Source organism: Streptomyces sp. NPDC057486 (assembly GCF_042802415.1).
Classification (GTDB): Bacteria; Actinomycetota; Actinomycetes; order Streptomycetales; family Streptomycetaceae; genus Streptomyces; species Streptomyces yanii.
In genome coordinates, this window is record NZ_JBHVEE010000088.1 from 19,317 (window position 1) to 40,892 (window position 21,576).

The 21,576-nt window shown below is 68.2% G+C and carries 20 protein-coding genes and 4 pseudogenes; 14 read left to right on the forward strand and 10 right to left on the reverse strand.

Annotation, left to right across the window (positions count from 1 at the left end; translation table 11 throughout):
• Positions 1-7 precede the first annotated feature (7 nt).
• Positions 8-577 (forward strand): TetR/AcrR family transcriptional regulator, encoded by a 570-nt coding sequence (locus ACFU6I_RS31910; protein ID WP_384372936.1) that lies wholly within the window; start codon positions 8-10, stop codon positions 575-577.
• Positions 578-669: 92 nt separating this feature from the next.
• Positions 670-1,848: a GDSL-type esterase/lipase family protein gene (locus ACFU6I_RS31915; protein WP_384372938.1), complete on the forward strand. Its 1,179-nt coding sequence runs from the start codon at positions 670-672 to the stop codon at positions 1,846-1,848.
• A 498-nt stretch (positions 1,849-2,346) separates the two neighbouring features.
• Here ACFU6I_RS31915 and ACFU6I_RS31920 read toward each other — a convergent pair whose 3' ends face one another.
• Both ACFU6I_RS31920 and ACFU6I_RS31925 read right to left on the reverse strand, forming a co-directional pair.
• Entirely contained in the window at positions 2,347-3,117 is a 771-nt protein-coding gene (locus ACFU6I_RS31920; protein ID WP_384372940.1) for an SDR family NAD(P)-dependent oxidoreductase, read from the reverse strand.
• 298 nt (positions 3,118-3,415) lie between these two features.
• The gene (locus tag ACFU6I_RS31925; protein ID WP_384372942.1) at positions 3,416-3,916 is read right to left on the reverse strand and encodes a Dps family protein; all 501 of its coding nucleotides are present in this window, start codon (positions 3,914-3,916) and stop codon (positions 3,416-3,418) included.
• A gap of 459 nt (positions 3,917-4,375) precedes the next feature.
• Here ACFU6I_RS31925 and ACFU6I_RS31930 point away from each other — a divergent pair.
• From ACFU6I_RS31930 to ACFU6I_RS31940, 3 genes and pseudogenes are all read left to right on the forward strand, one after another.
• Positions 4,376-4,852: pseudogene (locus ACFU6I_RS31930) on the forward strand (HAD family hydrolase); the annotation flags it as partial.
• 529 nt (positions 4,853-5,381) lie between these two features.
• Positions 5,382-5,746: pseudogene (locus ACFU6I_RS31935) on the forward strand (DUF488 domain-containing protein).
• Positions 5,747-5,892: 146 nt separating this feature from the next.
• The gene (locus ACFU6I_RS31940) at positions 5,893-6,300 is read left to right on the forward strand and encodes an STAS domain-containing protein (RefSeq protein ID WP_384372944.1); all 408 of its coding nucleotides are present in this window, start codon (positions 5,893-5,895) and stop codon (positions 6,298-6,300) included.
• Between the two features lie 240 nt (positions 6,301-6,540).
• Here the strand turns inward: ACFU6I_RS31940 and ACFU6I_RS31945 are convergent, their stop codons facing one another.
• A complete protein-coding gene (locus tag ACFU6I_RS31945; protein ID WP_384372946.1) occupies positions 6,541-7,851 on the reverse strand; it encodes a PP2C family protein-serine/threonine phosphatase in 1,311 nt (436 codons plus the stop codon).
• Positions 7,852-8,240: 389 nt separating this feature from the next.
• Complete coding sequence (locus tag ACFU6I_RS31950) at positions 8,241-8,849, reverse strand: ABATE domain-containing protein (protein WP_384372948.1); 609 nt, start codon at positions 8,847-8,849, stop codon at positions 8,241-8,243.
• A 96-nt stretch (positions 8,850-8,945) separates the two neighbouring features.
• Between ACFU6I_RS31950 and ACFU6I_RS31955 the strand changes: the two genes are divergently transcribed.
• Together ACFU6I_RS31955 and ACFU6I_RS31960 are read left to right on the forward strand one after the other, a co-directional pair.
• Positions 8,946-9,734, forward strand: coding sequence for an MBL fold metallo-hydrolase (locus tag ACFU6I_RS31955; RefSeq protein WP_384372950.1), 789 nt, complete (start codon positions 8,946-8,948; stop codon positions 9,732-9,734).
• A gap of 477 nt (positions 9,735-10,211) precedes the next feature.
• On the forward strand, positions 10,212-11,852 hold the full coding sequence (locus ACFU6I_RS31960) for a cytochrome bc complex cytochrome b subunit (protein WP_384372952.1): 1,641 nt from the start codon (positions 10,212-10,214) through the stop codon (positions 11,850-11,852).
• Between the two features lie 9 nt (positions 11,853-11,861).
• On the opposite strand, the gene ACFU6I_RS31965 is transcribed toward ACFU6I_RS31960, so the two are convergent.
• The 3 genes from ACFU6I_RS31965 to ACFU6I_RS31975 all read right to left on the reverse strand — a co-directional run bounded on the left by ACFU6I_RS31965 (position 11,862) and on the right by ACFU6I_RS31975 (position 16,209).
• Complete coding sequence (locus ACFU6I_RS31965) at positions 11,862-12,251, reverse strand: cytochrome c oxidase subunit 4 (RefSeq protein WP_384372954.1); 390 nt, start codon at positions 12,249-12,251, stop codon at positions 11,862-11,864.
• Entirely contained in the window at positions 12,248-13,891 is a 1,644-nt protein-coding gene (gene ctaD / locus ACFU6I_RS31970) for a cytochrome c oxidase subunit I (protein ID WP_384372974.1), read from the reverse strand. The genes ACFU6I_RS31965 and ctaD overlap by 4 nt, the downstream gene beginning before the upstream one ends.
• Before the next feature lie 881 nt (positions 13,892-14,772).
• Positions 14,773-16,209 carry an MFS transporter gene (locus ACFU6I_RS31975; RefSeq protein WP_384372956.1) on the reverse strand — a complete coding sequence of 479 codons (1,437 nt, stop codon included), beginning with the start codon at positions 16,207-16,209 and terminating at the stop codon, positions 14,773-14,775.
• A gap of 386 nt (positions 16,210-16,595) precedes the next feature.
• On the opposite strand from ACFU6I_RS31975, the gene ACFU6I_RS31980 reads away from it, so the two are divergent.
• Complete coding sequence (locus ACFU6I_RS31980) at positions 16,596-17,111, forward strand: putative immunity protein (protein WP_384372958.1); 516 nt, start codon at positions 16,596-16,598, stop codon at positions 17,109-17,111.
• An 83-nt stretch (positions 17,112-17,194) separates the two neighbouring features.
• Here the strand turns inward: ACFU6I_RS31980 and ACFU6I_RS31985 are convergent.
• A pseudogene (locus ACFU6I_RS31985) lies at positions 17,195-17,383 on the reverse strand (Tn3 family transposase); the annotation flags it as partial.
• A gap of 138 nt (positions 17,384-17,521) precedes the next feature.
• On the opposite strand from ACFU6I_RS31985, the gene ACFU6I_RS31990 reads away from it, so the two are divergent.
• From ACFU6I_RS31990 to ACFU6I_RS32015, 6 genes and pseudogenes are all read left to right on the forward strand, one after another.
• Positions 17,522-18,100, forward strand: a complete 579-nt coding sequence (locus ACFU6I_RS31990; protein WP_384372960.1) for a carboxymuconolactone decarboxylase family protein — start codon at positions 17,522-17,524, stop codon at positions 18,098-18,100.
• Positions 18,097-18,963, forward strand: coding sequence for an RNA polymerase sigma-70 factor (locus ACFU6I_RS31995; protein ID WP_384372962.1), 867 nt, complete (start codon positions 18,097-18,099; stop codon positions 18,961-18,963). The genes ACFU6I_RS31990 and ACFU6I_RS31995 overlap by 4 nt, the downstream gene beginning before the upstream one ends.
• Positions 18,964-19,404: 441 nt before the next feature.
• Positions 19,405-19,542 carry a hypothetical protein gene (locus ACFU6I_RS32000; protein WP_384372964.1) on the forward strand — a complete coding sequence of 46 codons (138 nt, stop codon included), beginning with the start codon at positions 19,405-19,407 and terminating at the stop codon, positions 19,540-19,542.
• A 330-nt stretch (positions 19,543-19,872) separates the two neighbouring features.
• The gene (locus ACFU6I_RS32005; protein WP_384372966.1) at positions 19,873-20,076 is read left to right on the forward strand and encodes a hypothetical protein; all 204 of its coding nucleotides are present in this window, start codon (positions 19,873-19,875) and stop codon (positions 20,074-20,076) included.
• Positions 20,070-20,240: a YceI family protein gene (locus ACFU6I_RS32010; protein WP_384372968.1), complete on the forward strand. Its 171-nt coding sequence runs from the start codon at positions 20,070-20,072 to the stop codon at positions 20,238-20,240. The genes ACFU6I_RS32005 and ACFU6I_RS32010 overlap by 7 nt, the downstream gene beginning before the upstream one ends.
• 43 nt (positions 20,241-20,283) lie before the next feature.
• Positions 20,284-20,481 (forward strand): annotated as a pseudogene (locus ACFU6I_RS32015) (hypothetical protein); the annotation flags it as partial.
• Positions 20,482-20,772: 291 nt separating this feature from the next.
• On the opposite strand, the gene ACFU6I_RS32020 reads toward ACFU6I_RS32015, so the two are convergent.
• Positions 20,773-21,192, reverse strand: a complete 420-nt coding sequence (locus tag ACFU6I_RS32020) for an SRPBCC family protein (protein ID WP_384372970.1) — start codon at positions 21,190-21,192, stop codon at positions 20,773-20,775.
• Positions 21,193-21,242: 50 nt separating this feature from the next.
• On the reverse strand, positions 21,243-21,576 hold a 334-nt coding region (locus ACFU6I_RS32025; RefSeq protein WP_384372972.1), incomplete at its 5' end, for an aldo/keto reductase.

The window sequence follows — 21,576 nt, forward strand, 5'->3', positions numbered from 1 at the left end:
GAAGGTTATGGTTCGAGCAGGGCTAACCCCGGAGCGTCTGACCCGGGCGGGAGCGGAACTGGCCGACGAGGTCGGCTTCGACCAGGTGACCGTCTCGGCGCTCGCCCGGCGGTTCGACGTCAAGGTTGCGAGTCTGTACTCGCACCTGAAGAACTCCCAGGACCTCAAGACCAGGATCGCCCTGTTCGCGCTGGAGGAACTAGCCGACCGGGCTGCCGACGCCCTGGCCGGACGGGCCGGCAAGGACGCCCTGGCGGCCTTCGCGGATGCCTACCGCGACTACGCTCGGGAGCACCCCGGTCGCTACGCCGCCGCCCGGCTCAGGCTCGACCCCGAGACGGCGGCCGCCAGTGCCGGCGCTCGGCACGCACAGATGACGCGGGCGATCCTGCGCGGCTACGACCTGCCGGAGCCGGACCAGACGCACGCGGTCCGGATGCTGGGCAGCGTCTTCCATGGTTACGTCAGCCTGGAGCTGGCCGGAGGCTTCGAGCACAGCGCCCCCGACGCGCAGGAATCCTGGGCCTGGATCGTGGACGGCCTCGACGCTCTGCTGCGGAACCGGGCCACACCCTGACCGGATGAAGGCCGCACCGCCTGAGGCGGTCCGCGGCGCCGCGCGCCGGCTCGCATGAACAATCCGAAAATCTTGATCAACAGGCTGAGGCAATGAACACAGGGCACGACACGATCACCACACCTGTCACCGCGGACATGCTGCGCGGCTCCCTCGATGTGGAAGCGACCGCGCACGGTCTGCTGCCGCACCGGCTGCCCGCCCGGGCGCGCCGGCAGATCCCCGACGACCAACTGGCCGTGGCCGAGGCCCAGCCCTCCGGTGTGCGCTTGGCTTTCCGCACCCGGGCCACCACGATCGAACTGGACACGCTGCCCACCAAGCGGGTCTACCGAGGTTTCCCGGCCCCGGCGGACGGCGTGTACGACCTGCTGGTCGACGGCCGTCTCACTGCCCAGGCCACGGTGGCCGGCGGTAATGTGCGCACGATCACCGACATGCTCACCCAGTCCTCCGAGCTGTCGGAGGGGCCCGCCGGCACCGCCCGGTTCGCCGATCTGCCGCCGGGTGACAAGGATGTCGAGATCTGGCTTCCGCATACGGAGATCACCGAGCTGATTGCCCTGCGCACCGACGCCCCCGTCGAGCCGGCTCCGGACAGCGGGCGCAGGGTGTGGCTGCACCACGGCAGTTCCATCAGTCACGGCTCGAACGCCGCGCATCCGACCGCCATCTGGCCGGCGCTGGCAGCTGCCCAAGGTCAAGTGGAACTAATCAACATGGGGTTCGGCGGCAGCGCGCTGCTCGACCCGTTCACCGCCCGTGCGATGCGGGACACCGCCGCGGACCTGATCAGCGTCAAGCTCGGCATCAATGTCGTCAACTCCGACGTGATGCGCCTGCGTGCCTTCACCCCTGCGGTGCACGGCTTCCTCGACACCATCCGCGAGGGGCATCCGACCACGCCGCTGCTGGTCGTGTCCGCCATCCTGTGCCCGGTCCAGGAGGACACCCCGGGCCCTCTCGCGCCCGACTTCGACGGCGGGACCCTGCGGTTCAAGGCGACGGGCGATCCGGCCGAACGCGCCGCCGGGCGCCTGACGCTCAACGTCATCCGTGACGAACTGGCCCGGATCGTCCACCAGCGGGCGGCCGACGACCCGAACCTGCACTACCTCGACGGCCGTGATCTGTACGGCGAGAAGGACTATGCCGAATTCCCGCTGCCCGACGAGGTCCACCCCGACCCTGCGGGACACCGCCGCATCGGCGAGAACTTTGCGCGGCTCGCGTTCGGCGACGGCGCCCCCTTCGCCGCCGGAACCGATTGACCGGATCGCGGTCACGTAGACCGCGATCGCTACGTAGCCGCTCTGATGCCGGGGGAGTTCCCGCCCGCGTGGCCGATGCGGGCGCCGGGTTCCAAGCGCAGGCACATCAGGCCGGCTGGGTGGTGATGGGTCCCCTCGGTGATGCCTCGACGGACGGCGACCGCGGAAATCTCGACCTTCGCGCGCAGGACCTGCCGCGTCTGCTCCGAGATGGAGGCGTCGGTGGGGATCGTCCCCGTCTTCGGGACGATGGGCAGCTCGGGCTCCAGTGCGAAGTCCTCACGCGGGGCACCGCGGCGGCAGCGGTGTCCCGCGCATCGGGCTCAGCCCTTCGATGCGCCTCTCCCGGACGCGATCGGTTCCTGGTTCGACCTGTACGGCGGACCGTGAGCAGCTTCTGCCGTTGCCGTTGCCGTTGCCGTTGCCGTTGCCGTTGGCGCCCCGCTCGGCCGGGCGAGGGAGGCGAGGGCGAAGAGCCCCTCGACGATCAAGGACGAGTCAGGAGGCGGGGAACAGGGGCCAGCCGGACATCAGGCCGCCGTCGAGCGTGAGTGTCTGGCCGGTGATGTAGCTGGCCTTGTCCGACCCCAGGTACTGCACGGCCGCCGCGATCTCCTCGGGGGTGCCCGGACGGCCCATCGGAAGTACGGAGTTGACGGCGGCGCGGACGGCGTCGCTGCCGGTGGCGCGCTCGTACATCGCTGTCCTCGTGTAGCCGGGTGCCACTGCGTTGACGCGGATGCCGTGCTTGGCGCCCTCCAGGGCCGCGGCCTTGGTGATACCGACGACGGCATGCTTGCTACCCGCGTACAGGGCATAGTCGGGGTAGCCCATCAGGCCGTAGGTGGAGCTGACGTTGACGACGCTGCCGCCACCGTCCTGCGCCCTCATTGCCCGGAACTCGTGCTTCAGGCTGAGGAGCGTGCCCTTGACGTTGGTGTCGAAGGTTTCCTCGTACAACTCGTCGGTCACCTCGGTGATCGGGGTGAGCCTGCCCTCGGTACCGGCGTTGTTGAAGGCGACGTCGAGTCGCCCGAAGTGTTCCAGCGCGCGGTCGACCAGGTTTTGGACCTCGGCGTCTCGGCGTACGTCGGTCTTCACGAACAGGGCTCGGCCACCGCTGCTCCCGACTTCCTTGGCGAGCGCGTCGCCTTCGTCCTGGTGGCGTCCGCTGACCACCACGTTCGCGCCCTCACGGGCGTAGGCGAGGGCGGTTGCGCGGCCGATCCCGGTAAGCGCGCCGGTGATGAGGACAACAAGAGCAGGCATGACGTGGTCCTTCGGTAGGGGCTTGCAGGCGTGAGGGGCGTGACGACGGGGGAAGACGGTGACCTTTTGGGCCACATACCAGAGGAACCTGACCCCGGATCCCCGCGGTGCCGATCTCCGCGTGCACGCGGCGTGCAAGTCGGTGAGCTCATTCGTGTGCCCCGGCCCGCAGTATGCGCCGGTACCGGTCCGCGTCGACAAAGTCCTGCCCTGGCCCGACAGCACACCCGCGGTCGAGCCGGATCGGATGCCGACACCCTGTACTTCACCGATCTGCTTCCAGGGGCGTGCAGTGGTGTCAGAAGGATCGGTTTTCCGCGCTGACCATCCAGGCGTGCTTCTCAAGGGAGTCGATGATCGCGTGCAGCAGATCGGCTGTGGAGGGATCCTCGCTGTCGACCTGGGCATGGTGGGTACGCACCGTATCGACGGTGGCACGCAGGCGCGTGGTGACAAGATCGACAACAGTGCTCACACTCAGCTCTCCTTCCGGGAATGCGGGGAGAGTGGTGCTCGCAGCCACAGTGTCGGAGCGACCGTCCGGCAACGTCGCCAGGGCGCGCATGCGTTCGGCGACGATGTCGGCCGACTCCCTTGCGTCGTCGACGATTTGATCAAGTTGCAGGTGCAGGTCCCGGAAGTTGTGGCCGACCACGTTCCAATGGGCCTGCTTCCCCTGGAGGTGCAGTTCGACGAGATCCACCACGATCTGTTGCAACGCTCGGGTCAACTGCGGCGAGGCCGTGAATCCGGCGGCATCGTTCTCCGAACGTCGGGAACCCCCAGGGGAAGCATTCATGACGCGTCTCCTTGTGCATGGATCGCATAGCAGCCCCCTGGAACTGGAGGCTGCCTTTCTACGCGATCAAGCGTACGTAGGTCTCTCATTGCCGCCACTGCGCCTGATCCGCTTGGGCGGCCATGCGATCAGGGGGAGACCCGGAAGGATGCCCACCGTGGGGAGCGGGAGGAGAAGAGCTCCGCCCTCGTCCGCTCATTTGCGCCGGAGTTCACGGCTCACGACCGGGATCGACAACGAGTGGCTGTGCAGCAGGGGAGTACAGCAATCGCTGCAACCGCAACCGATCGACCTCGTCCCCAGCACGACGGCTGATCAGCCGAGCAGACCCCAGCGACCGCGTCGCTCCTAAGGACTGTCCCGTAACCCCTGGCGGGCGCACGACGCCGGCTACGACACCGCGCTGCGTTGTCGGAACGCCCGAATGCGCCCAGTATGAGGACAGTCCTCCGCCTTGCGATGCACCGCATCCGACGTCGCGCGCTGTTCCGTCAGGGATTACGGGACAGCCCTTGGCTCGCCGAGGGCCGGGTGGTGCTGGATCTGGCGCAGTCTGATCAGTTCGGCGCGGCGGTGTCCTACCTGCCGGCGAGCCTGGGCGCGGTGCGCACCGACGCCGACTACGACACGATCCATCCCACCGGCACAAACCACCCGCTGGTCGCCGGACTGCGTACCAGCGGCGGGTTGCTGTTCACCGAAACGCTCGCCGCACTCCGCTCGGCAGGCGTCCGTGTCGCCCTCACCACCGGCTTCGACCGCCAGGTCACCGACCCGCTACTGGAATCCCTCGGCTGGCGCGTCGGCGACCACCTCGACGCCGTCGTCTGCGCCTCCGAAGTACCTGCCGGCCGCCCCGAGCCCCACATGATCCACCGCGCCATGGAACTCACCGGGGTCACCGACCGTACGACCGTCCTGGTCGCCGGCGACACCGCACTCGACACCGTGCCGGCCACGCCGCCCGCGCCACAACCGTCATCGGCGTACTCACCGGCGCCCAGACCCGGCACGAACTCGCAGCCGAACACCCCACTCACATCCTCGACGGCGTCCACCGGATCCCAGCACTCCTCGGCATGTGACCGGTATCGGCAAGACCGGCCTCGGCCAGGCCATATCGACAGTGCTCGCCCCGTGGCGGAAGCCCCGGGCCGTCCACGACCCCGGTGGCCCCTGCCGCGTCCAGCTCGTGGGAGGACCTCATGCGGGGAGCCGTCCGCGCGGGAAGATCGTGTGACTCGAGCGGAGGCGTCTGCTGGGCACGCCATGCTCCTCGTCGATGCGCCGCCCCGGACGGCGCTGCTCCGGTGACGGTTCATGACCGACCCCGCGGAGTCCCGACGGGTTCGCGTCACCAGTCCCCGATAAAATGGGCGAGTCGGGAACGTCCGCTTCCAGCAAGGGTACGGAGCCATCACCTGCTCAAGGCCGAGGCGGCCGACCGATCTGGAAGGGAACCGTCATGGCCGAACAGATCACGTATCGCCGAGTTCACGAGGAAGCTGCGCCGAAGGACGGCAAGCGCGTGCTGGTCGACCGGGTCCGGCCCCGCGGCATGCGCAAGGAGGACGCGCATCCGGGCGAGTGGCAGCGTGCTGCCGCCCCGTCCAGCGAACTGCGGAGGTGGTCCATGGCCATGCGCCCAGCTGCTTCACCGAGTTCCGTCGCCGCTACCCGGCAGAACTGCGCGACGCCGGGCATCACGAGGCGGCCGAGCATCTGCGTGACCAGGCAGCACACAACAAGCTCATACTGCTGGCCGCCACCAAGGATGTGGACCACGGCCAGGCCGCTGTTCTCGCCGAGTGGCTGACCAGGAGCCGATGACCATCACGCAGGACACCAGCGGCGACGGTCTCCGTCATCTGCGCCGACCGGTCCGTGGCAGACCGCGATCGGGATGTGGGTTGATCGTCCAGGCCTCATCGTGCCGGCGGATCCTGCGCCGTCCACAGAAGTGAAGAAGGATGGCCATGCGAACGAACATCGTCCGGCACGAGAGCATGATCGTCAGCTATGACGTGGTTGACGGCTGGACCGTCGTGGAGGTCGACGGTGAGGTGGATGCCCATACCGCGCCCATGATCCGCGAAGCGGTGATCAAGCTTCTCGATGAGGGGCGCCGCCACTTCGTTTTGGACTTGGGCTTCGTCGCCTTCATGGATTCGATGGGGTTGGGCGTGATCGTGGCGATCACGAAACGCATCCGTGAGTACGAGGGATCGCTGCATATCGCGTCCGTGTCGAGCCGGGTGCTCAGGATCTTCGACCTCAGCGGCATGCGTGAGAGCTACGAGTTCTACCCCTCGGCAGCGGAAGCGGTGCAGTCGCCCCCGTCGCCCGGAAGCCTCGCGCACTGGCCCCATCCCACCTCCGACTGAGGAACGCGCGGCGTCGCCGAACCAGGTGTTCAGATGGCGGCCGACCCGTGGTGGGTGCGCGGCCCCGTGTGGGGTGCGGTTTCCTCCATGTTCGATCTCAGCTGTGGCCGTGTGGTGTTACCTCCGTTCACGGGAGGAGGGCGAGGCAGGCCAGGACAGTCCTGCACGACGGTGTGCAGTGTTCGAGCAGTGCTTTGATGTCGGCCAGGAAAGCGGTGCCGGTCGGCGGGCGCGTGTCTCTCACTGCGCCGTGCTGTCCGAGGGGGTGCGCAGGGCGAGCAGGGCCACGTCGTCGTCGAACACCTTCCGGCTTCGGCTGATCAGGGTGTCGCAGAGCTCCTCCAACGGTGCCGTGGCCAGGCGGGCGGCCTGTTCGGCCAGGTCACTCAGCCCGGTGTCGATGTCCTGGTCGCGGCGTTCGACCAGCCCATCGGTGAACAGCAGCAGCGTGCTGCCGGGCGGGAGGGGGTGGTCGTGGGTGAACCGGGAGACGGACGCGTCGATGCCCACCGGGATTCCGTGACGGGCGGGCGCCAGGTAGCGCGTGCTGCCATCCGCACCGATCAGCAGCGGCGGCAGATGCCCGGCGTTGCTCCAGTCGAAGGTGTACCCCTCGCCCTCTGGGCCATGCTCGATGCGGCCGAGTACCAGGGTGGCCGTGGGCGGGTCGTCGAACATCGTCAGCGCGTGGTCCAGTTTTGACATGACGAGGCCGGGCGGCCCGCACCGGTCGAGGGCGATCGCCCGCAGCATGTTGCGGATCTGCCCCATCAGCGGGGCGGCCTCCACGTCGTGACCGGTCACGTCACCCACCACGACGCAGGTGGCGCCATCGGGCAGGACCATGGCGTCGTACCAGTCCCCGCCCAGCCTCAGCAGTTCGGACGCGGGTTCATAGCGGGCCGCGGCCTCGAGCGGCGAGAGGTCGGGAAGGACAGGCAGCATGCGGCGCTGAAAGTGCTCGGCGGCGCGTTTGAGCTGCTGATACAGGCGGGCGTTTTCGAGGCTGACGCCCGCGGCACTGGCCAATGCCGTCAGCAGGCCCTCGTCATCGTCATCGAAGGGTGTGCCATCCAACTTGTCGGCGACGTAGAGGTCCCCGTAGACGTTGCCGCGCACCACGAGCGGAACGCCCAACAGGGTCCGCATGACCGGATGCCGGGGCGGGAAGCCGACCGAATGAGGGTGCGTGGCCACATTCGCCACCCGCAACGGTTCCCGGTCGTCGACCATGGTGTGCAGCAGCCCATGGCCCTGCGGCAGGCCCAGGGCGGCGCACAGGTGCGGATCGTCGACGCCCACGGTGATCAGGTCGATGATCTTGCCGCTCTCCGAAACCACCCCAAGTGCCCCATAGCGCGCGGCAACCAGATCGGTGGCCGCCTCCACGATCCGGTGCAGCACGATGCGGGTGTCCATGTCGGCGCTGACCGCCCCGACCGCGCCCAGCAGGCGCCGCAGTCGGCGCGCGTCCAGAGCACGTTGCGGCGGCACGGGCACGCCGCCCCGGGCCTGGCCCCGTCCCCGCTTCTGCCACGGGCTGTGCGCCATGGTGCTTCCTCTCGGCGCCATTGGGCACCGTCATCATGTCGCCCTGCCTTGTCACACTACGCGCTCACTCGACCGGGAGCAGGCCGAAGCGGAGCGCCGTCCCTGTGCCCGGCCCAGGAGGCCCCTGTGTCAGGCTCCCTCTGTCGTCGTGCGCCCGCCAGGGATTACGGGACAGCCCTTGGTCCCGGTCGCTCATCGGCAGCAGGCGCACCATGGCCAACGCGGTCGTCACGCCTGGGTGGGCCAGTCGCATCAGCGCGACCGATCATGTTGCCGCAGCCCTCGGCAGCCGCGCCGGAGCACCGACGCGAGCGACCGGCGTCGGGCTCCTGTGCACCCCCGCATACTGACCCCCACCAGGGCGCATGAGGTATTCGGCGAGGGCAGCGTCAGTGCGGGGCACCGCTGCGCCGCGCGTAGGCGCGGGCAGCGCGGGCGCGGTCGCCGCAGCGGGTGGAGCACCAGTGGCGTCGGCCGTGGGTGCGCAGGAGGAAACGGTCGCAGGGGGAGGAGCCGCAGGCGGCAAGGAGGTCGGCGTCGGGACCGGTGAGCAGGTCGGCGGCGTCGGCGGCGAGGGTCGCCAGTGCGTGGTTGACGGCCTGGTCGGTGGGGTGTGCCTGGATGCGGCGCAGTCCCTGGGCCCCGTCCCAGGCGAGCAGGGGTGCGGTGGGTACGGCCGTGAGTGCCTCGTTCACCGCGAACAGGGATTCCTCGGGCGGGGTGGTGCCGTCGACGCGGGCGGCAAAGAGGGTCCGCACGTGTGCGCGCAGCGTGCGCATCCGCTGTGCGCACACCTCGTACAGCTGCACGCCCGGGGTCGTCAGGTCGTGGGCGGCGAGCCAGCGCATGGCCGATTCGGGGGCGGCGAGCAGGTCGTAGCTCTGGCCGGCGGGCAGGGTCGCGGCGGTGTCGGCGAAGTCCAAGGAGTGGTACCGGTCGGCACCCGGAGCTGGGGGCAGAGCGGTCTGCGCAGTGTCGGTGGCCAGGGTGTCGTCCATGCATCTCATGGTAGCGCTTGCATTTTTCCGTGATGCCTGCCTAGCTTGGAGTCACGTTAAATGCAGAGAGTTTCCGTTAGAAATGAGGGAGACGTGATGTCCCAGCTCAACGCCGAGCAGTTCCCGGTCCGCACGTTCGGCGGGCCGACCGCCCTGTTCGAGTACGGCGGCCTGCGCTTCCTGACCGACCCGACCTTCGACGGCCCCGGTGAATACCCCTCGCCCGGCCCGACCCTGACCAAGACCGCGCCCTCCGCCGCCACCCCTGCAGACCTCGGCCCCATCGACGTGGTCCTGCTCTCCCACGACGAGCACGCCGACAACCTCGACACCTCCGGTCGGGCTCTGCTTGCCGACGTCCCCCTCACCCTGACCACTCCCGGCGGCGGACGGCGCCTCGGGGAGAAGGCCAAGGGCCTGGCCGACTGGGAGTCGATCGAGCTGGAGCGTCCGGGCGGAGGCACGGTCACCGTCACCGGTGTTCCCGCCATCCACGGCCCCGGTCGGCGCGAGGAGGTCGAGCCCTTCTCCGGCCAGGTCGTCGGCTTCGTCCTGACCGGCGAGGGCCTGCCGGCGGTCTACGTCAGCGGCGACAACGCCTCCCTCGACGCGGTCCGGCAGATTGCCGAGCGCTTCGCCCCGGTGGGCACCGCCATCCTGTTCGCCGGCGCACCCCGCTTCCCCATGCTCTTCGACGGCAATCTGATCGTCCTGGACAGCGAGCAGGCCGCCGAGGCCGCCCGGATCCTCGGCGCCCGCCGCGTCGTCCCGGTCCACCACGACAGTTGGGCCCACTTCACCGAGGGACACGAGGAACTGGAGGCCGCCTTCACCGCCGCAGGCCTGGCCGACCGCCTGGACCAGGACTGGACGCAGCGCGTCTGAACCTGAACTGCCGTTCAGGAACCAAGACCTCGTGCCGGTCGGGGCCCGATACGCGTCGGGCCCCGACTCCGGCAGCAGCCCCCCGCGGGTCCCGGCGCCGCACCAGGACGACAGGGAAGGGGCCCATCACGTGTCCACCGAAACCAATGCCGGCCTCGTGCGCCGCTTCTACCAGGCCCTTGAGCACGGGGACTACGACATGCTCGCCGGCATGTTCCACCCGGACCGCCCTGCACCGCCTCACGCCGACGGCGCTCGTGGGCGAACCTCGGGACCACACCGGGCAGGGCGCCCTGCCGCCGACCCTGGGCCCGACGCACCAGTGCGACCCCACCCGGCACGTCAAGGCCGAGTCGGCTGATCAGGTGCCGATACCGCGATTCTGCGTAGCCCCTTCGAGTAATGCGTTACCCATAAGGGGCGAACCGGAACGACAAGGGGCGCAGGCTGGCAGGTAGATCGACGGGAGAGTGGTGCATGCCCCTGCGGAGGCGTAAGGCGATGCTGAAGACCCAGGCCGGGCCGGCGACGGCCAGTGGATACGGCGCGGTGGATGCGCGCCTGCCCGTCAGCGAGTTGGCCAGGCCGTTGCTGCGCAAGGCCTTTCCCGACCACTGGTCTTTTCTCCTCGGCGAGATCGCCCTTTACTCCTTTGTGGTCCTGCTCCTCACGGGCGTGTACCTCACCCTGTTCTTCAACCCGAGCATGACGGAGAGTGTCTACATCGGTTCCTATGTGCCCCTTCAGGGCGAGAGGATGACGCAGGCCTACACCACCACCCTCGACATCAGCTTCGATGTGCGCGGAGGCCTGCTGATGCGTCAGATCCACCACTGGGCGGCTCTGGTGTTCGTCGCCGCGATCGCCGTCCACATGCTGCGGATCTTCTTCACCGGTGCCTTCCGTAAACCGCGGGAGGCCAACTGGATCGTGGGCGTGACACTGTTCGTACTCGCGCTCCTCGAAGGATTCGCGGGTTACTCGCTGCCCGACGACCTGCTGTCCGGTACGGGCCTGAGGACGGCGGCCACCATCATGGGGTCGATCCCTGTCGTCGGAACGTACCTTGAGCTGTTCGTCTTCGGAGGACAGTTCCCGGGCGATGACGTGATCCCTCGTCTGTACCCCGTGCATGTCCTGCTCGTGCCCGGTCTTATCGTGGCGCTGATCACCGCTCATCTCATCCTGGTTGTCTATCTCAAACACACCCACTGGGCGGGTCAGGGGAAGACCAATAAGAACGCCGTCGGCTCACCGGCGTTCCCACACTTCACCGCGAAGACCACAGGTTTCTTCTTCATGGTGTTCGGCGTACTGACCTTGCTGGGTGCGCTCGCCCAGATCAACCCTGTGTGGGACTACGGCCCCTACCGCGCCAACCAGGTATCCGGTAACGCGCAGCCGGACTGGTATGTCGGATTCCTGGAGGGCGCGCTCCGGCTGATGCCGCCATGGGAGACCGACATCGCGGGCCACACCATCATGTGGAATGTGTTCATTCCGGCGATCGTGCTGCCGGGCTTGGTCTTCACAGTGCTGTTCCTCTATCCCTTTTTCGAGAAGTGGTTGACGGGCGACCGCGCGGAACACCATCTGTGCGACCGGCCGCGCAACCGGCCGACCCGTACGGGGCTCGGCGTGGCGGCCATCGTCTTCTACGCCGTTCTCCTCGTCGCCGGCGGCAACGACGTCGTCGCCCTCTCGTTCAGGGTTTCGATCGAGGCCATGATCTGGATCCTCAGAATCGCGCTGATCGCCGCCCCGGTTCTGGCCTTCGCGCTGACCAAGCGCCTCTGTCTCGCCCTTCAGATGCGGGACCGCCGACGGCTGGCCGAGGGCGAGGAGACCGGCCAGGTGGTCCAGTCGGTGAACGGAGACCTCTCGGAGAGCCACCGAGGCCTGAGCCAGACAGCCCGCCACCGCATCCTGATGCGTGATGTCCCGACGCCTCTGGAGCTTCCCGCGGAGAGCCCGATCTCGCGTCGGCAACGGCTTCGGACCGTGCTGAGCAGCTGGTACTACGGGGACCTCGTGGAACTGCCGGCCACGGACGAGCAACGGTCCCACATCGCAGAGCGGATGGCGCCGCCGGAGCCGGTCCGCAGGCTTGAGGACTGAGAACCGTCCTCAGGCCTGCGCACGCGCGTACTGGAAGACCATTCCGAACACCCCGGCCAGGACCACACCCAGCCCGATCAGGAAAAGCCACAGACCGAACACCACACCGAGGGCGAGCAGGGCCATCCCCGCGGCTGTCAGCGACGGCCAGATGCTGTGCGGGGAGAAGAAGCCCACGGGACCGGACCGCTCATCGACGTGCCCGTCCCCGCGGTCCTCGGGGCGCAGTCCTTTCCTCCGGTAGTTGGTGGCGAAGAAGAACGTGACCAGCAACGCCATGAGGAACGAGACGGTGAGAGCTGCCGTGCCTGTCGGATCACGGGACCACACGGCATAGAGAACATCGGTCACCAGGAAGAACCCCGCGACTCCGGCGAAGAGAATGGCCTCGGTCTTCATTGGCCCGACTCCTCTTCGGCGCCCGATGCGGAGTGGGACCCGCCTCGGCCGAGGCCCGGTTTCTCCTTCTCCGGCCCGATGGAGTGGCGCAGGTCGAAGGCCGGTGAGTCTGAACGTACGGGGGGCAGAGCCCGGAAGTTGTGCCTCGGGGGTGGACAGGAGGTCGCCCACTCCAGGGAACGGCCGAACCCCCAGGGGTCGTCCACCTCGACCCTCGGTGCGTAACGGCTGGTGCGCCACACGTTGTACAGGAACGGCAGGGTCGACAGGCCCAGCAGAAAGGAGCCGACGGACGAGATCGTATTGAGCAGGGTGAAGCCGTCCGCCGAGAGATAGTCGGCGTAACGCCGGGGCATTCCGGCCTCCCCCAGCCAGTGCTGGACCAGGAAGGTCAGCTGAAATCCGACGAACAAGGACCAGAAATGGATACGTCCGAGGCGTTCATCCAGCATGCGGCCGGTCAACTTGGGCCACCAGAAGTAGAAGCCGCCGAACATTGCGAAGACCACTGTTCCGAACAGCACGTAGTGGAGGTGGGCGACGATGAAGTATGAATCGGTGAGATGGAAGTCCAGCGGGGGTGAGGCGATCAGTACTCCGCTGAGGCCGCCGAGGAGAAATGTCACTAGGAAGCCGATCGCCCAGAGCATGGGTGTCTCGAACGAGATACTTCCGTGCCACATGGTGCCGATCCAGTTGAAGAACTTGACGCCGGTGGGCACGGCGATGATGAACGACATGGCGGAGAAGAAGGGCAGGAGAACGGCTCCCGTTGCGAACATGTGATGGGCCCAGACAACCGCTGAGAGCATGGTGATGCTGACCGTGGCCATCACCATTCCGAAATACCCGAACATCGGCTTCCTGCTGAACGCGGGAATGATCTCGCTCACCACTCCGAAGAAGGGCAACGCGACAATGTAGACCTCGGGATGGCCGAAGAACCAGAACAGGTGTTGCCACAGCAGCGCACCGCCGTTGGCGGAGTCGAAGACATGCGCCCCGAACTTCCGGTCGGCTTCGAGGACGAGCAGCGTGGCAGCGAGCACCGGAAAGGCGAACAGCGCGAGGATCGAGGTGAAAAGAACGTTCCAGGTGAAGATCGGCATTCGGAACATGGTCATACCCGGGGCGCGCAGGCAGACGATCGTAGTGATGAAATTGACCGATGCCAGGGTCGTACTGATCCCCGACAGCACCAGGCCCATGGCCCAGAGGTCTCCGCCGGCGCCGGGCGAAAAGACGGCACTGTTCAGCGGAGCGTAGGCGAACCAGCCGAAATGTGCCGCGCCGCCGGGCACCACGAATCCGGACACCACGATGATTCCGCCGAAGAGAAAGAGCCAGTAGGTGAGCGCGTTGAGGCGGGGGAAGGCGACGTCGGGCGCACCGATCTGCAGCGGCATGATGGCGTTCGCGAAGCCGCCGAACATCGGCGTGGCGAACAGCAGCATCATGACGGTGCCGTGGATGGTGAACAGCTGGTTGTACTGTTCTGTGCTGACGATCTGAAGTCCTGGCCGGGCCAGCTCCGCTCGCATGAGCATGGCCATCACTCCGGCCAGCAGGAAGAACCCGAACGCGGTGACCATGTAGAGATTGCCGATGACCTTGTGGTCCGTGGTCGTCAGCCATCCCATGAGTCTCACACCGGCATTGATGCGCCTGTTGGCCGACTCGGCCGGCGCGGCTTCGTGTAGGTCCTGCGCCATCGGTTCTCCGTCCCGCCAGGTTGACTCGATGGTGGAGCCTGCCACCATGGGCCGCCCGTACGACTGGCGGTGACACCTCGAATTTCACCGGTTCACCGATGCTCCGAACGGGTGTCCAAGGGCCCGACGTGTCCAGGATGCCCGGGGGCAGGAGTCAGACAGCTGTCCGTTCTGGTGCGAGCGAACGGGAACCGCGAAGCCGCCGCCGGTTCGGCGAACGGCGGACCGCATACGCGAAGCACACGCCGGCGTTCCGGCCGAAGCTGCACCACCGGTCGGTCGACGTCCGCCAGCCGCCGGGGAGTGTGCCCACGGACCGCATCGACCCGCCGTTCGAAGGCGAGCGGCGATGACGACACCGACCCGGTCTCTCATCGCTGTCGGCCTCGTGATCGTCACAGCGTGCGGCAGCCAGGTGCACCACGTGGGCTGCCCGTCATGGGACGTGGCGATCGCTCTGACAGAGGCTGCGATGCTCGCCCTCCCTGGGGCTTCCGGCCGACGAGGCGCCCGCAGCTGCCTGGGGCCCGTGGGGCGCTACTACCCTCACCGCCGGCCTGACGTGGGCCGTCTCCGACACCCTGCGCGACGTCTCCCTGAAGAGCCAGTGAGGCGCACGGCTCTGTCGGTACATGTGGACCAGAACTCTTGAAGGAGCCAGAGACGGGCATGTGATCCAAAGGGAGAGGGCCGTCCGGTGCAGGTCACCCTGTACTGAACGGCCCTTCGCCGGTTCTTTGGCCTGTTGTTCTGGTGGCCGGCGGCCTACGCGGCCATACATCCGCCTGCCTCAGCGGGTTCCGCCGGCGTCAGACGCCGGCCCGCTCGCTCTCCGGAGCGCCGGTGGCCTGCTGCGCCGCAGCCACCTTGTCGCTTCGCATCGCCAGCAGGGTGATGACTCCGCCTGCCGCAGCGATCGCGGCGGCCCAGATGAATGCCGCGCTGAAGCCGACTGTCAGTGCAGGCAGGTTGCCCAGCTGACCGGCGCCCTGCGACGTGGCCACCGCGGTCAGCGCGGCGAGGCCGAGAGCCGAGCCCACCTGGTAGGTGGTGTTGACGATGCCGGACGCCAGGCCCGCCTGCTCCTGCGGGGCTCCGGACATCGCAGCCATCATCGCCGGGATGTAGGCGAGCGACATGCCGAGCGCGGCGACCAGCGAGGCCGGCAGGACGTCGACCACGAACGTGCCGGTGGGCTCGACGGCGGACAGCCAGAACAGACCGGCGGCGAGGACGAGCAGACCTGCGCCGATCAGCGGCTTGGCTCCGAACCTCGCGAGCAGCCTCGCGGTGATCGCGGTCATGAAGATCATCAGTAGGCCGGTCATCGGCAGCAGCGCGGCACCCGACGCGAAGGCCCCGTAGCCGAGGACCTGCTGGAGGTACAGGTTGAGGAAGTACCACATGGGGATCCACGCGGCGCCGAGCAGAGCCATCGCGAGGTTGGCCGAGCCGAGCCGTGGGACGCGCCAGATACCGAGCGGCATGAGCGGCTCGCGCACCGTCTTCTGGATCACGAAGAAGAGCACGAGCAGCGCGGCGGCGCCGACCAGCTGAAGCACGGTGCCGATGGAGAGCCAGCCGGCTTCCGGCGCGCGAACGATAGCGAACACGGCGAGCGCCAGGCCGGCGGTGACCGCGGCCGCTCCGAGAACGTCGACGGCACCGCGACGGCTGCCGACAGCGGGCAGGAGCCTGGTCGCGGCGAGCGTGGCAACGCCGATCGGGACATAGATGATGAAGATCCACGGCCAGCTCAGCCACTCGGTGAACACGCCACCGAGGAACACACCGGCCGTGCCGCCCGCGGGAGCTGCGGCGCCATAGAGCGCCATGGCCTTGCCGAGTTCCTTCGGGTCGTGCGCGAAGAGCATCATCAGCAAGGTCATGGCCGAGGGTGCGATCAGCGCACCGCCCACGCCCTGCACCGCACGGCCGACGACCTCCACCCAGGCCGTTTGCGCGGCTGCCGCGACGATCGAGCCCGCGATCAGCACGACCCAGCCGGCGCTGAATATCCTGCGCGCGCCGATCAGGTCGGACAGGCGGCCACCGAGCAGCAACAGCCCGCCGAAGGCGATGACGTACGCATTGAAGACCCACTGCAACTCGCCCTGCGAGAAGCCGAGGTCCTTCTGCATCTCGGGGAGCGCCACCCCGATGATCGACGTGTCCATGATCACCATGAACTGCGCCGCGGCGAGCACGACGAGTGCCCACCAGCGCCTGGGATTGACGGTTGACATGGCTCCGACCCCTTTCTGAATACCCCCTAGGGGTATCTAACGGCTGCACCGTAACATACCCCTGGTGGGTATGGAAGGTCGTGCTCGGTCCGGTTGATGCCGCCAGGGTGTTGAAGCGGTTGCCGTAGTCGCGACGGGCCTTGCCTTGCGCCGGGACCGTCGGTACCCGGCTTGTCGAGGGTGACCGGCAGCTTCGGGATGGCAGTGTCCGCGGCCGGCCGCGGCGGGCTCGGGCATGAGGTCGGCGACGGCCGTGCGGACGATGCCCCGGTGCAGCAGCCCACCGCAGAGCCAACCACTGGGTTTGCAGGCTTTACTTGTGGGCGTGCCTGGCGCGCGTGCGCGCCCTCGGGCGTTGGGCGGATGCAAGCAAAGGAGTGCCAACCATGATCCTCCCGAAGGTCCGGGACCCTCGTTTCGTGACGATCCGCCGCGGTGGGACCCTCACTGATTCCGATCACCACCTCCTCGCTCTTTGGGCGGCATCCTGCGCGGAGCACGTCCTTGACCTCTTCGAGTTGGCTCGGCCTGGGGACCCACGGCCGCGTCAGGCGATCGAGCATGCCCGCGCCTGGGTGCGTGGCGAGGTCAAGATGACCGAGGCGCGCGCGGCGGGCGGCCATGCAATGGGTGCGGCCAGAGACCTGCGTGGGGCAGCACGGCATGCCGCGTACGCTGCCGGCCAGGCCGGGGCTGTGGCACACGTCGCCGCGCACGAACTCGGTGCGGCCGCCTATGCGATCAAGGCTGCAAGTGTTGCTGCGCCGGAAGGCGAGGGCGAGGCCGCAGGGCGACTCGAGTGCCAGTGGCAGCGTGACCAGCTCCCGGAGGCGATTCGCGAACTCGTACTTGACGACCAGCGGTTGCGGAACGACATCTGCTGGTCGGTGTTCGACTGCTGAGCGCACGTCGGGGCGCCAGTCCCGTCCAGCATCACAATGGAGTCCAATCTGCCCCAGCGGCGGCGCAACGTTCGCTTGAACTCCTCGACCTTGTTCGTCGCGGCCGTGACCCGCCGGCGCAGCGGGGCGTCGGTGAGGTAGCGCAGCAGCTGGACGGTGCGGATGACGCGGCCGACCTCGCGGAAGGCGGTGTAGGTGGCGTTCTTGCGGGAGCCCGCGCGCAGGCGCTGCAGCAGCAGGGTGGAGGAGATGGCACCTTCACGGATGGAGATCGCGGATGGCTTCTGTGAGCGGGCGTGGGCCTGTGCGCGCTCATGATCTGTGTGCGGTGGCGGTGGTTGTCACATTCGCGGGTCCGGCGGTGTCTTCATGGCGTACTGCCGGAAAGGCAACCGTTCAAGGAGGACATCATGGCGCTGCGCGTGCCGAAGGCGGAACTTCCCACCGAGCTGAGGGAGAACATGATCAAGCAGCTGGGTGAAGTGCCCGAGCCCGTCGAGGTGGTGTGGCACAGCCCCAAGGTGGCCACGTCCAATCTGGAGTTCTCGGGCAAGCTGGCCGAGTGGGACGCGGCCGACGCGGGCCTGAAGTCGTTCGCGCACATGGCGGTCGCCGTACAGGTCGGCTGCAGCTGGTGCCTGGACGTCGGCTACTTCCAGGCGCAGAACCAGGACTTGGACCTGGTCAAGGCGAGCCAGGTGCCGCGCTGGCGGGAGTCGGAGGTGTTCACGCCGCTGGAGCGGGACGTGCTGGAGTACGCCGAGGCCATGACGAGCACTCCGCCGACCGTCACCGACGAGTTGTACGCCGGCTTGCTGGAGCGGCTCGGCCCCGCGGCGATGGTCGAGCTCACCGCGTACATCGCGTTTGTCAACATGGCGACCAGGAACAACAACGCGAACGGAGTCACCTCGCAGGGTTTTTCCGATGCCTGCGAGATTCCGCTGGCCAAGCGCCCTGAGCCGTCCGGCGTGGCGCCGTCGGCATGACCGAGGATCCGTTCGTCGTCCATCGCAGTCTGCTGTTCACAGTCGCCTACGAGATGCTCGGATCGGCGGCCGACGCGGAGGATGTGCTGCAGGAGTCCTGGTTGCGATGGGCCGCCGTCGACCACGCGCAGGTGAGCGACCCGCGGGCGTACCTCGTCCGGGTCGTCACGCGGCAGGCGCTCAACCGTCTGCGGACGTTGTCGCGCAGCCGGGAGGAGTACATCGGCGAGTGGCTGCCGGAACCGCTGCTGACCAGCCCCGATGTCGCCGAGGACGTCGAACTCGCGGAGAGCGTCTCGATCGCGATGCTGACCGTGCTGGAAACACTCGGGCCGACGGAGCGGGCGGTGTTCGTGCTCCGTGAGGTCTTCGACATGCCCTACGGCGAGATCGCCGAGGCCGTCGGGAAGACCGCGGCCGCGGTGCGGCAGATCGCTCGGCGGGCACGCGAGCATGTGGCGGCTCGGCGGCCGCGGGTGCAGGTGAGCCGGTCGGAGCAGCAGGCCGTGATGGAACGGTTCCTGGTCGCGCTGCGGACCGGGCAGGTGCAGGAGCTGATGGAGGTCATGGCGCCGGACGTGGTCCTGATCGCTGACGGCGGTGGACTTGTGGCCGCCGCTCTGGAACCGGTCCACGGTATCGAGCTGGTGGCGCCGCTGCTCGCGCGCGCACACCGGGTGGTGTCCGCTTTCGACACCACGGCCGTATGGCTCAACGGTGCGCCTGCGGGCCGGGTCGAGTTCGACGGTGAGCCGTCCGCGGTGAGCGTCGTGGTGGAGGACGGGCGGATCACCCGGATCTACGTGGTGAGAAACCCGCGGAAACTGACGCGGCTGGACCAACCGGCCGAACTCGCCAGATAAGCCCGCTGCTGCACCGGCGTCGTGAGTGTTCCGGGCGGTTGGAACCGCCCGGAACACTCACCACCGCACCGTGGTCCGACGGCGGAGTACGGGGCGAACTCGCACGGCTGCGGGCGCAGCCGCACCGGGTCCATCTCGCGCTCGCGCTTGACGGCGATCCACCCGTGTCATCGGCCTGGTCCAGCCGGCTTGACGTTCAGCCGGTCCATGGCCCACCCGGCCGTCAGGCACTACTACAACATCCTTTGGAGTGACCCGCATAACCATCCTGCCCGACTGGCCGGCGCGCACCATCGGCGTCTTGAGCACGCTGGGCGATCTGCCCGAGCACGGCGTGCATGCCATCCCCGTGTCCGCGCCGGTCCGCGCCGAGGCCAGCACGATCCTGCTCAGCCTGCACCGCAGCCGGACACGCTCGACCGCCTCAGGCGCCGGCCAAGGGTGGCACTCACCTTCCTCGCCGAGGGCAACGTTGCGTTCACCGCACGCGGAGACGCCCAGGTGATCGCCGACCCCATGCCTGAGGCCGATGAGTATGCCGCCGTCCGGATCACCGTCACCGCGGTCGACGACCACTGACAACCCGCGTTCAGCGTCCTCGCGGGCGTGGCCCGAACCTGGATCGACGACGGTGAGACGCAAGCGTTGGCCTCGCGCGTCGCTACCCTGCACGACCTCGCAGGCGACGACCAGGCGGCCCAGGTGTGACCGTACCGGTTCGCCGGTGTGGTCAGGATGCGGGTGCGAGGGGGCGTCCACCCCAGCGGATGCCTGTCTCGATGCGGATGCGGGTGCGTTCCTTGCGCCGGGCGGCGAGCCTGCCGGGGGCGGGCGTTGGCGTTGCGCCGACGCAGGTGCGGTGCAGGGCCTGGGGCTGCGTGGGATGGCAACGATGGCGTGGAACGGATCATGCGCGAGCGCGCGTGTCGCCGCCGGCGCCGCGGTCTGACCCGCCAGGCCCGCAGGCCGGTGTTTGCCCCGGACCTGCTCGAGCGCGACTTCACCGCGCCTCGCCCGGAGTTGCGGCTGTTCGGCGACATGACCTGCCCGCCGACCGCAGAGGGATCACGCTACCTGACCACCGCGATGACCTGTCCACCCGCGAGGTGCTGACCGGCGCCGAGAACGATCCGCGGGGCGGCTTCCGGGTCGGCTTCAAGGGCGGCATCACGATCAACCGCAACGACTGGGGCGTGAACTGGAACGCCGCGAGCAGGATTCTGGTCAGCCCGAAGGTGACATTGGAGCTCGACATCGCCGCGATCAGGCGGACCTGACAACTCTCCTCCATGTTGCCGCACGGATTGCTTACTGATGATGTCCCGTCACGATGCCGCGGGCATCACGGTCGGACGACGCGCCCTCGGGCACCCGGTCCGGGATGGGGTATCCCCTGCTCGAACGGAGTTGAGAGCTTGGGGAAGGACGGCACCGCCCCCGCACGACCGGAGTGATCATGCGGGGTATTGGACCGCCCAGGCCGGACCAGGCACCCGAGGACGTGAGGGAACCCGCCCACCCGCAACGTGATCCGGCAGGCGGTGCGGCGCCGGTGCACTGCGTAACCGGTGCTTAGATCCCCGTACGCCAGCGGAGCGCGGCCAGTCACCGAGCGCAGGCCGGGCACTCCTCAAGATCGTTGACTCCGGCACCCCGCCCCCTGCGGGTGTTCTTCGGCACCCAAGGCAACCAGACCGGCCCCTGCCGCTCCCTCGACGGAGGGCGAGGCTGGGGTCCGGGAAAACCGCAGCCCGGGCACGCGAGATGCATGTCCGGGCTGCACGGTTTGGCCGTGTCACGGCTTTGGTGTCAGGCGGAGAGTGCCTTGTGGAGGGCGTCGAGGCCGTCGCGGTAGATGGTGGTGAAGAGGTCGACGACTTCGTCCTCGGTGGCGTTGTGGGGGTTGAAGCGGCCGGACCACTGGACCTCGGCGATGTCGTCCCGGCCGGGGAGTGTGTGGACCCGGATGGTGGAGAGGTAGCCGTTGACCGGGAACGGGGCCTGGAGGATGGCGTAGCTGTAGTGGCGTTCGGTCTCGTTGAAGTCGACCAGTCGTTCGATGATTACTTCGCCGTCGGGGTTGGTCAGTCGGCGGACGCGGCCGCCTTCGAGGGGGGTGCTTTCGGGGATGTAGGGGAGCCAGTCGGGCAGGGTGTCGAAGCCGCCGATGAGGTTCCAGACCTGGTCGGGGGAGGCGGGTACGGTGCGGCTGACGGAGGTGGAGGCCATGGTCTTTCTCCTGGGTCCTGGTGTTGGGGTGGGGGTTTCGGGGTGGGGGGTCAGGCGTCGTTGGGCAGTGGGGCGGCGGGGCTGACGAGGCCGGTGGTGCGGAGGTCGGTCCAGAACGCGGCGGGGACGGTTTCGTTGAGGGCGGCGGTGTCCTCGGCGATGCGGCTGGGGCGGGTGGCGCCGGGGATGACGGCGGCGGCGGCCGGGTGGGCGAGGGAGAACTGGAGGGCGGCGGCCTTGATGGAGATGCCGTGCTTGTGGGTCAGGGTCTTGAGGCGGGTGACCTTCTCGATGATCTCGGGCGGGGCCTGCTGGTATTCGAAGTGGGTGCCGCCGGCGAGGACGCCGGAGCTGTAGGGGCCGCCGACGACCATGTCGACGTTC

Coding starts and splice junctions, on each gene's coding strand:
- ACFU6I_RS31910 (WP_384372936.1), top strand. CDS start 8: ATGGTTCGAGCAGGGCTAACCCCGGAGCGTCTGACCCGGGCGGGAGCG.
- ACFU6I_RS31915 (WP_384372938.1), top strand. CDS start 670: ATGAACACAGGGCACGACACGATCACCACACCTGTCACCGCGGACATG.
- ACFU6I_RS31920 (WP_384372940.1), bottom strand. CDS start 3,117: ATGCCTGCTCTTGTTGTCCTCATCACCGGCGCGCTTACCGGGATCGGC.
- ACFU6I_RS31925 (WP_384372942.1), bottom strand. CDS start 3,916: ATGAATGCTTCCCCTGGGGGTTCCCGACGTTCGGAGAACGATGCCGCC.
- ACFU6I_RS31940 (WP_384372944.1), top strand. CDS start 5,893: ATGCGAACGAACATCGTCCGGCACGAGAGCATGATCGTCAGCTATGAC.
- ACFU6I_RS31945 (WP_384372946.1), bottom strand. CDS start 7,851: ATGGCGCACAGCCCGTGGCAGAAGCGGGGACGGGGCCAGGCCCGGGGC.
- ACFU6I_RS31950 (WP_384372948.1), bottom strand. CDS start 8,849: ATGGACGACACCCTGGCCACCGACACTGCGCAGACCGCTCTGCCCCCA.
- ACFU6I_RS31955 (WP_384372950.1), top strand. CDS start 8,946: ATGTCCCAGCTCAACGCCGAGCAGTTCCCGGTCCGCACGTTCGGCGGG.
- ACFU6I_RS31960 (WP_384372952.1), top strand. CDS start 10,212: ATGCCCCTGCGGAGGCGTAAGGCGATGCTGAAGACCCAGGCCGGGCCG.
- ACFU6I_RS31965 (WP_384372954.1), bottom strand. CDS start 12,251: ATGAAGACCGAGGCCATTCTCTTCGCCGGAGTCGCGGGGTTCTTCCTG.
- ctaD (WP_384372974.1), bottom strand. CDS start 13,891: ATGGGATGGCTGACGACCACGGACCACAAGGTCATCGGCAATCTCTAC.
- ACFU6I_RS31975 (WP_384372956.1), bottom strand. CDS start 16,209: ATGTCAACCGTCAATCCCAGGCGCTGGTGGGCACTCGTCGTGCTCGCC.
- ACFU6I_RS31980 (WP_384372958.1), top strand. CDS start 16,596: ATGATCCTCCCGAAGGTCCGGGACCCTCGTTTCGTGACGATCCGCCGC.
- ACFU6I_RS31990 (WP_384372960.1), top strand. CDS start 17,522: ATGGCGCTGCGCGTGCCGAAGGCGGAACTTCCCACCGAGCTGAGGGAG.
- ACFU6I_RS31995 (WP_384372962.1), top strand. CDS start 18,097: ATGACCGAGGATCCGTTCGTCGTCCATCGCAGTCTGCTGTTCACAGTC.
- ACFU6I_RS32005 (WP_384372966.1), top strand. CDS start 19,873: ATGCGCGAGCGCGCGTGTCGCCGCCGGCGCCGCGGTCTGACCCGCCAG.
- ACFU6I_RS32020 (WP_384372970.1), bottom strand. CDS start 21,192: ATGGCCTCCACCTCCGTCAGCCGCACCGTACCCGCCTCCCCCGACCAG.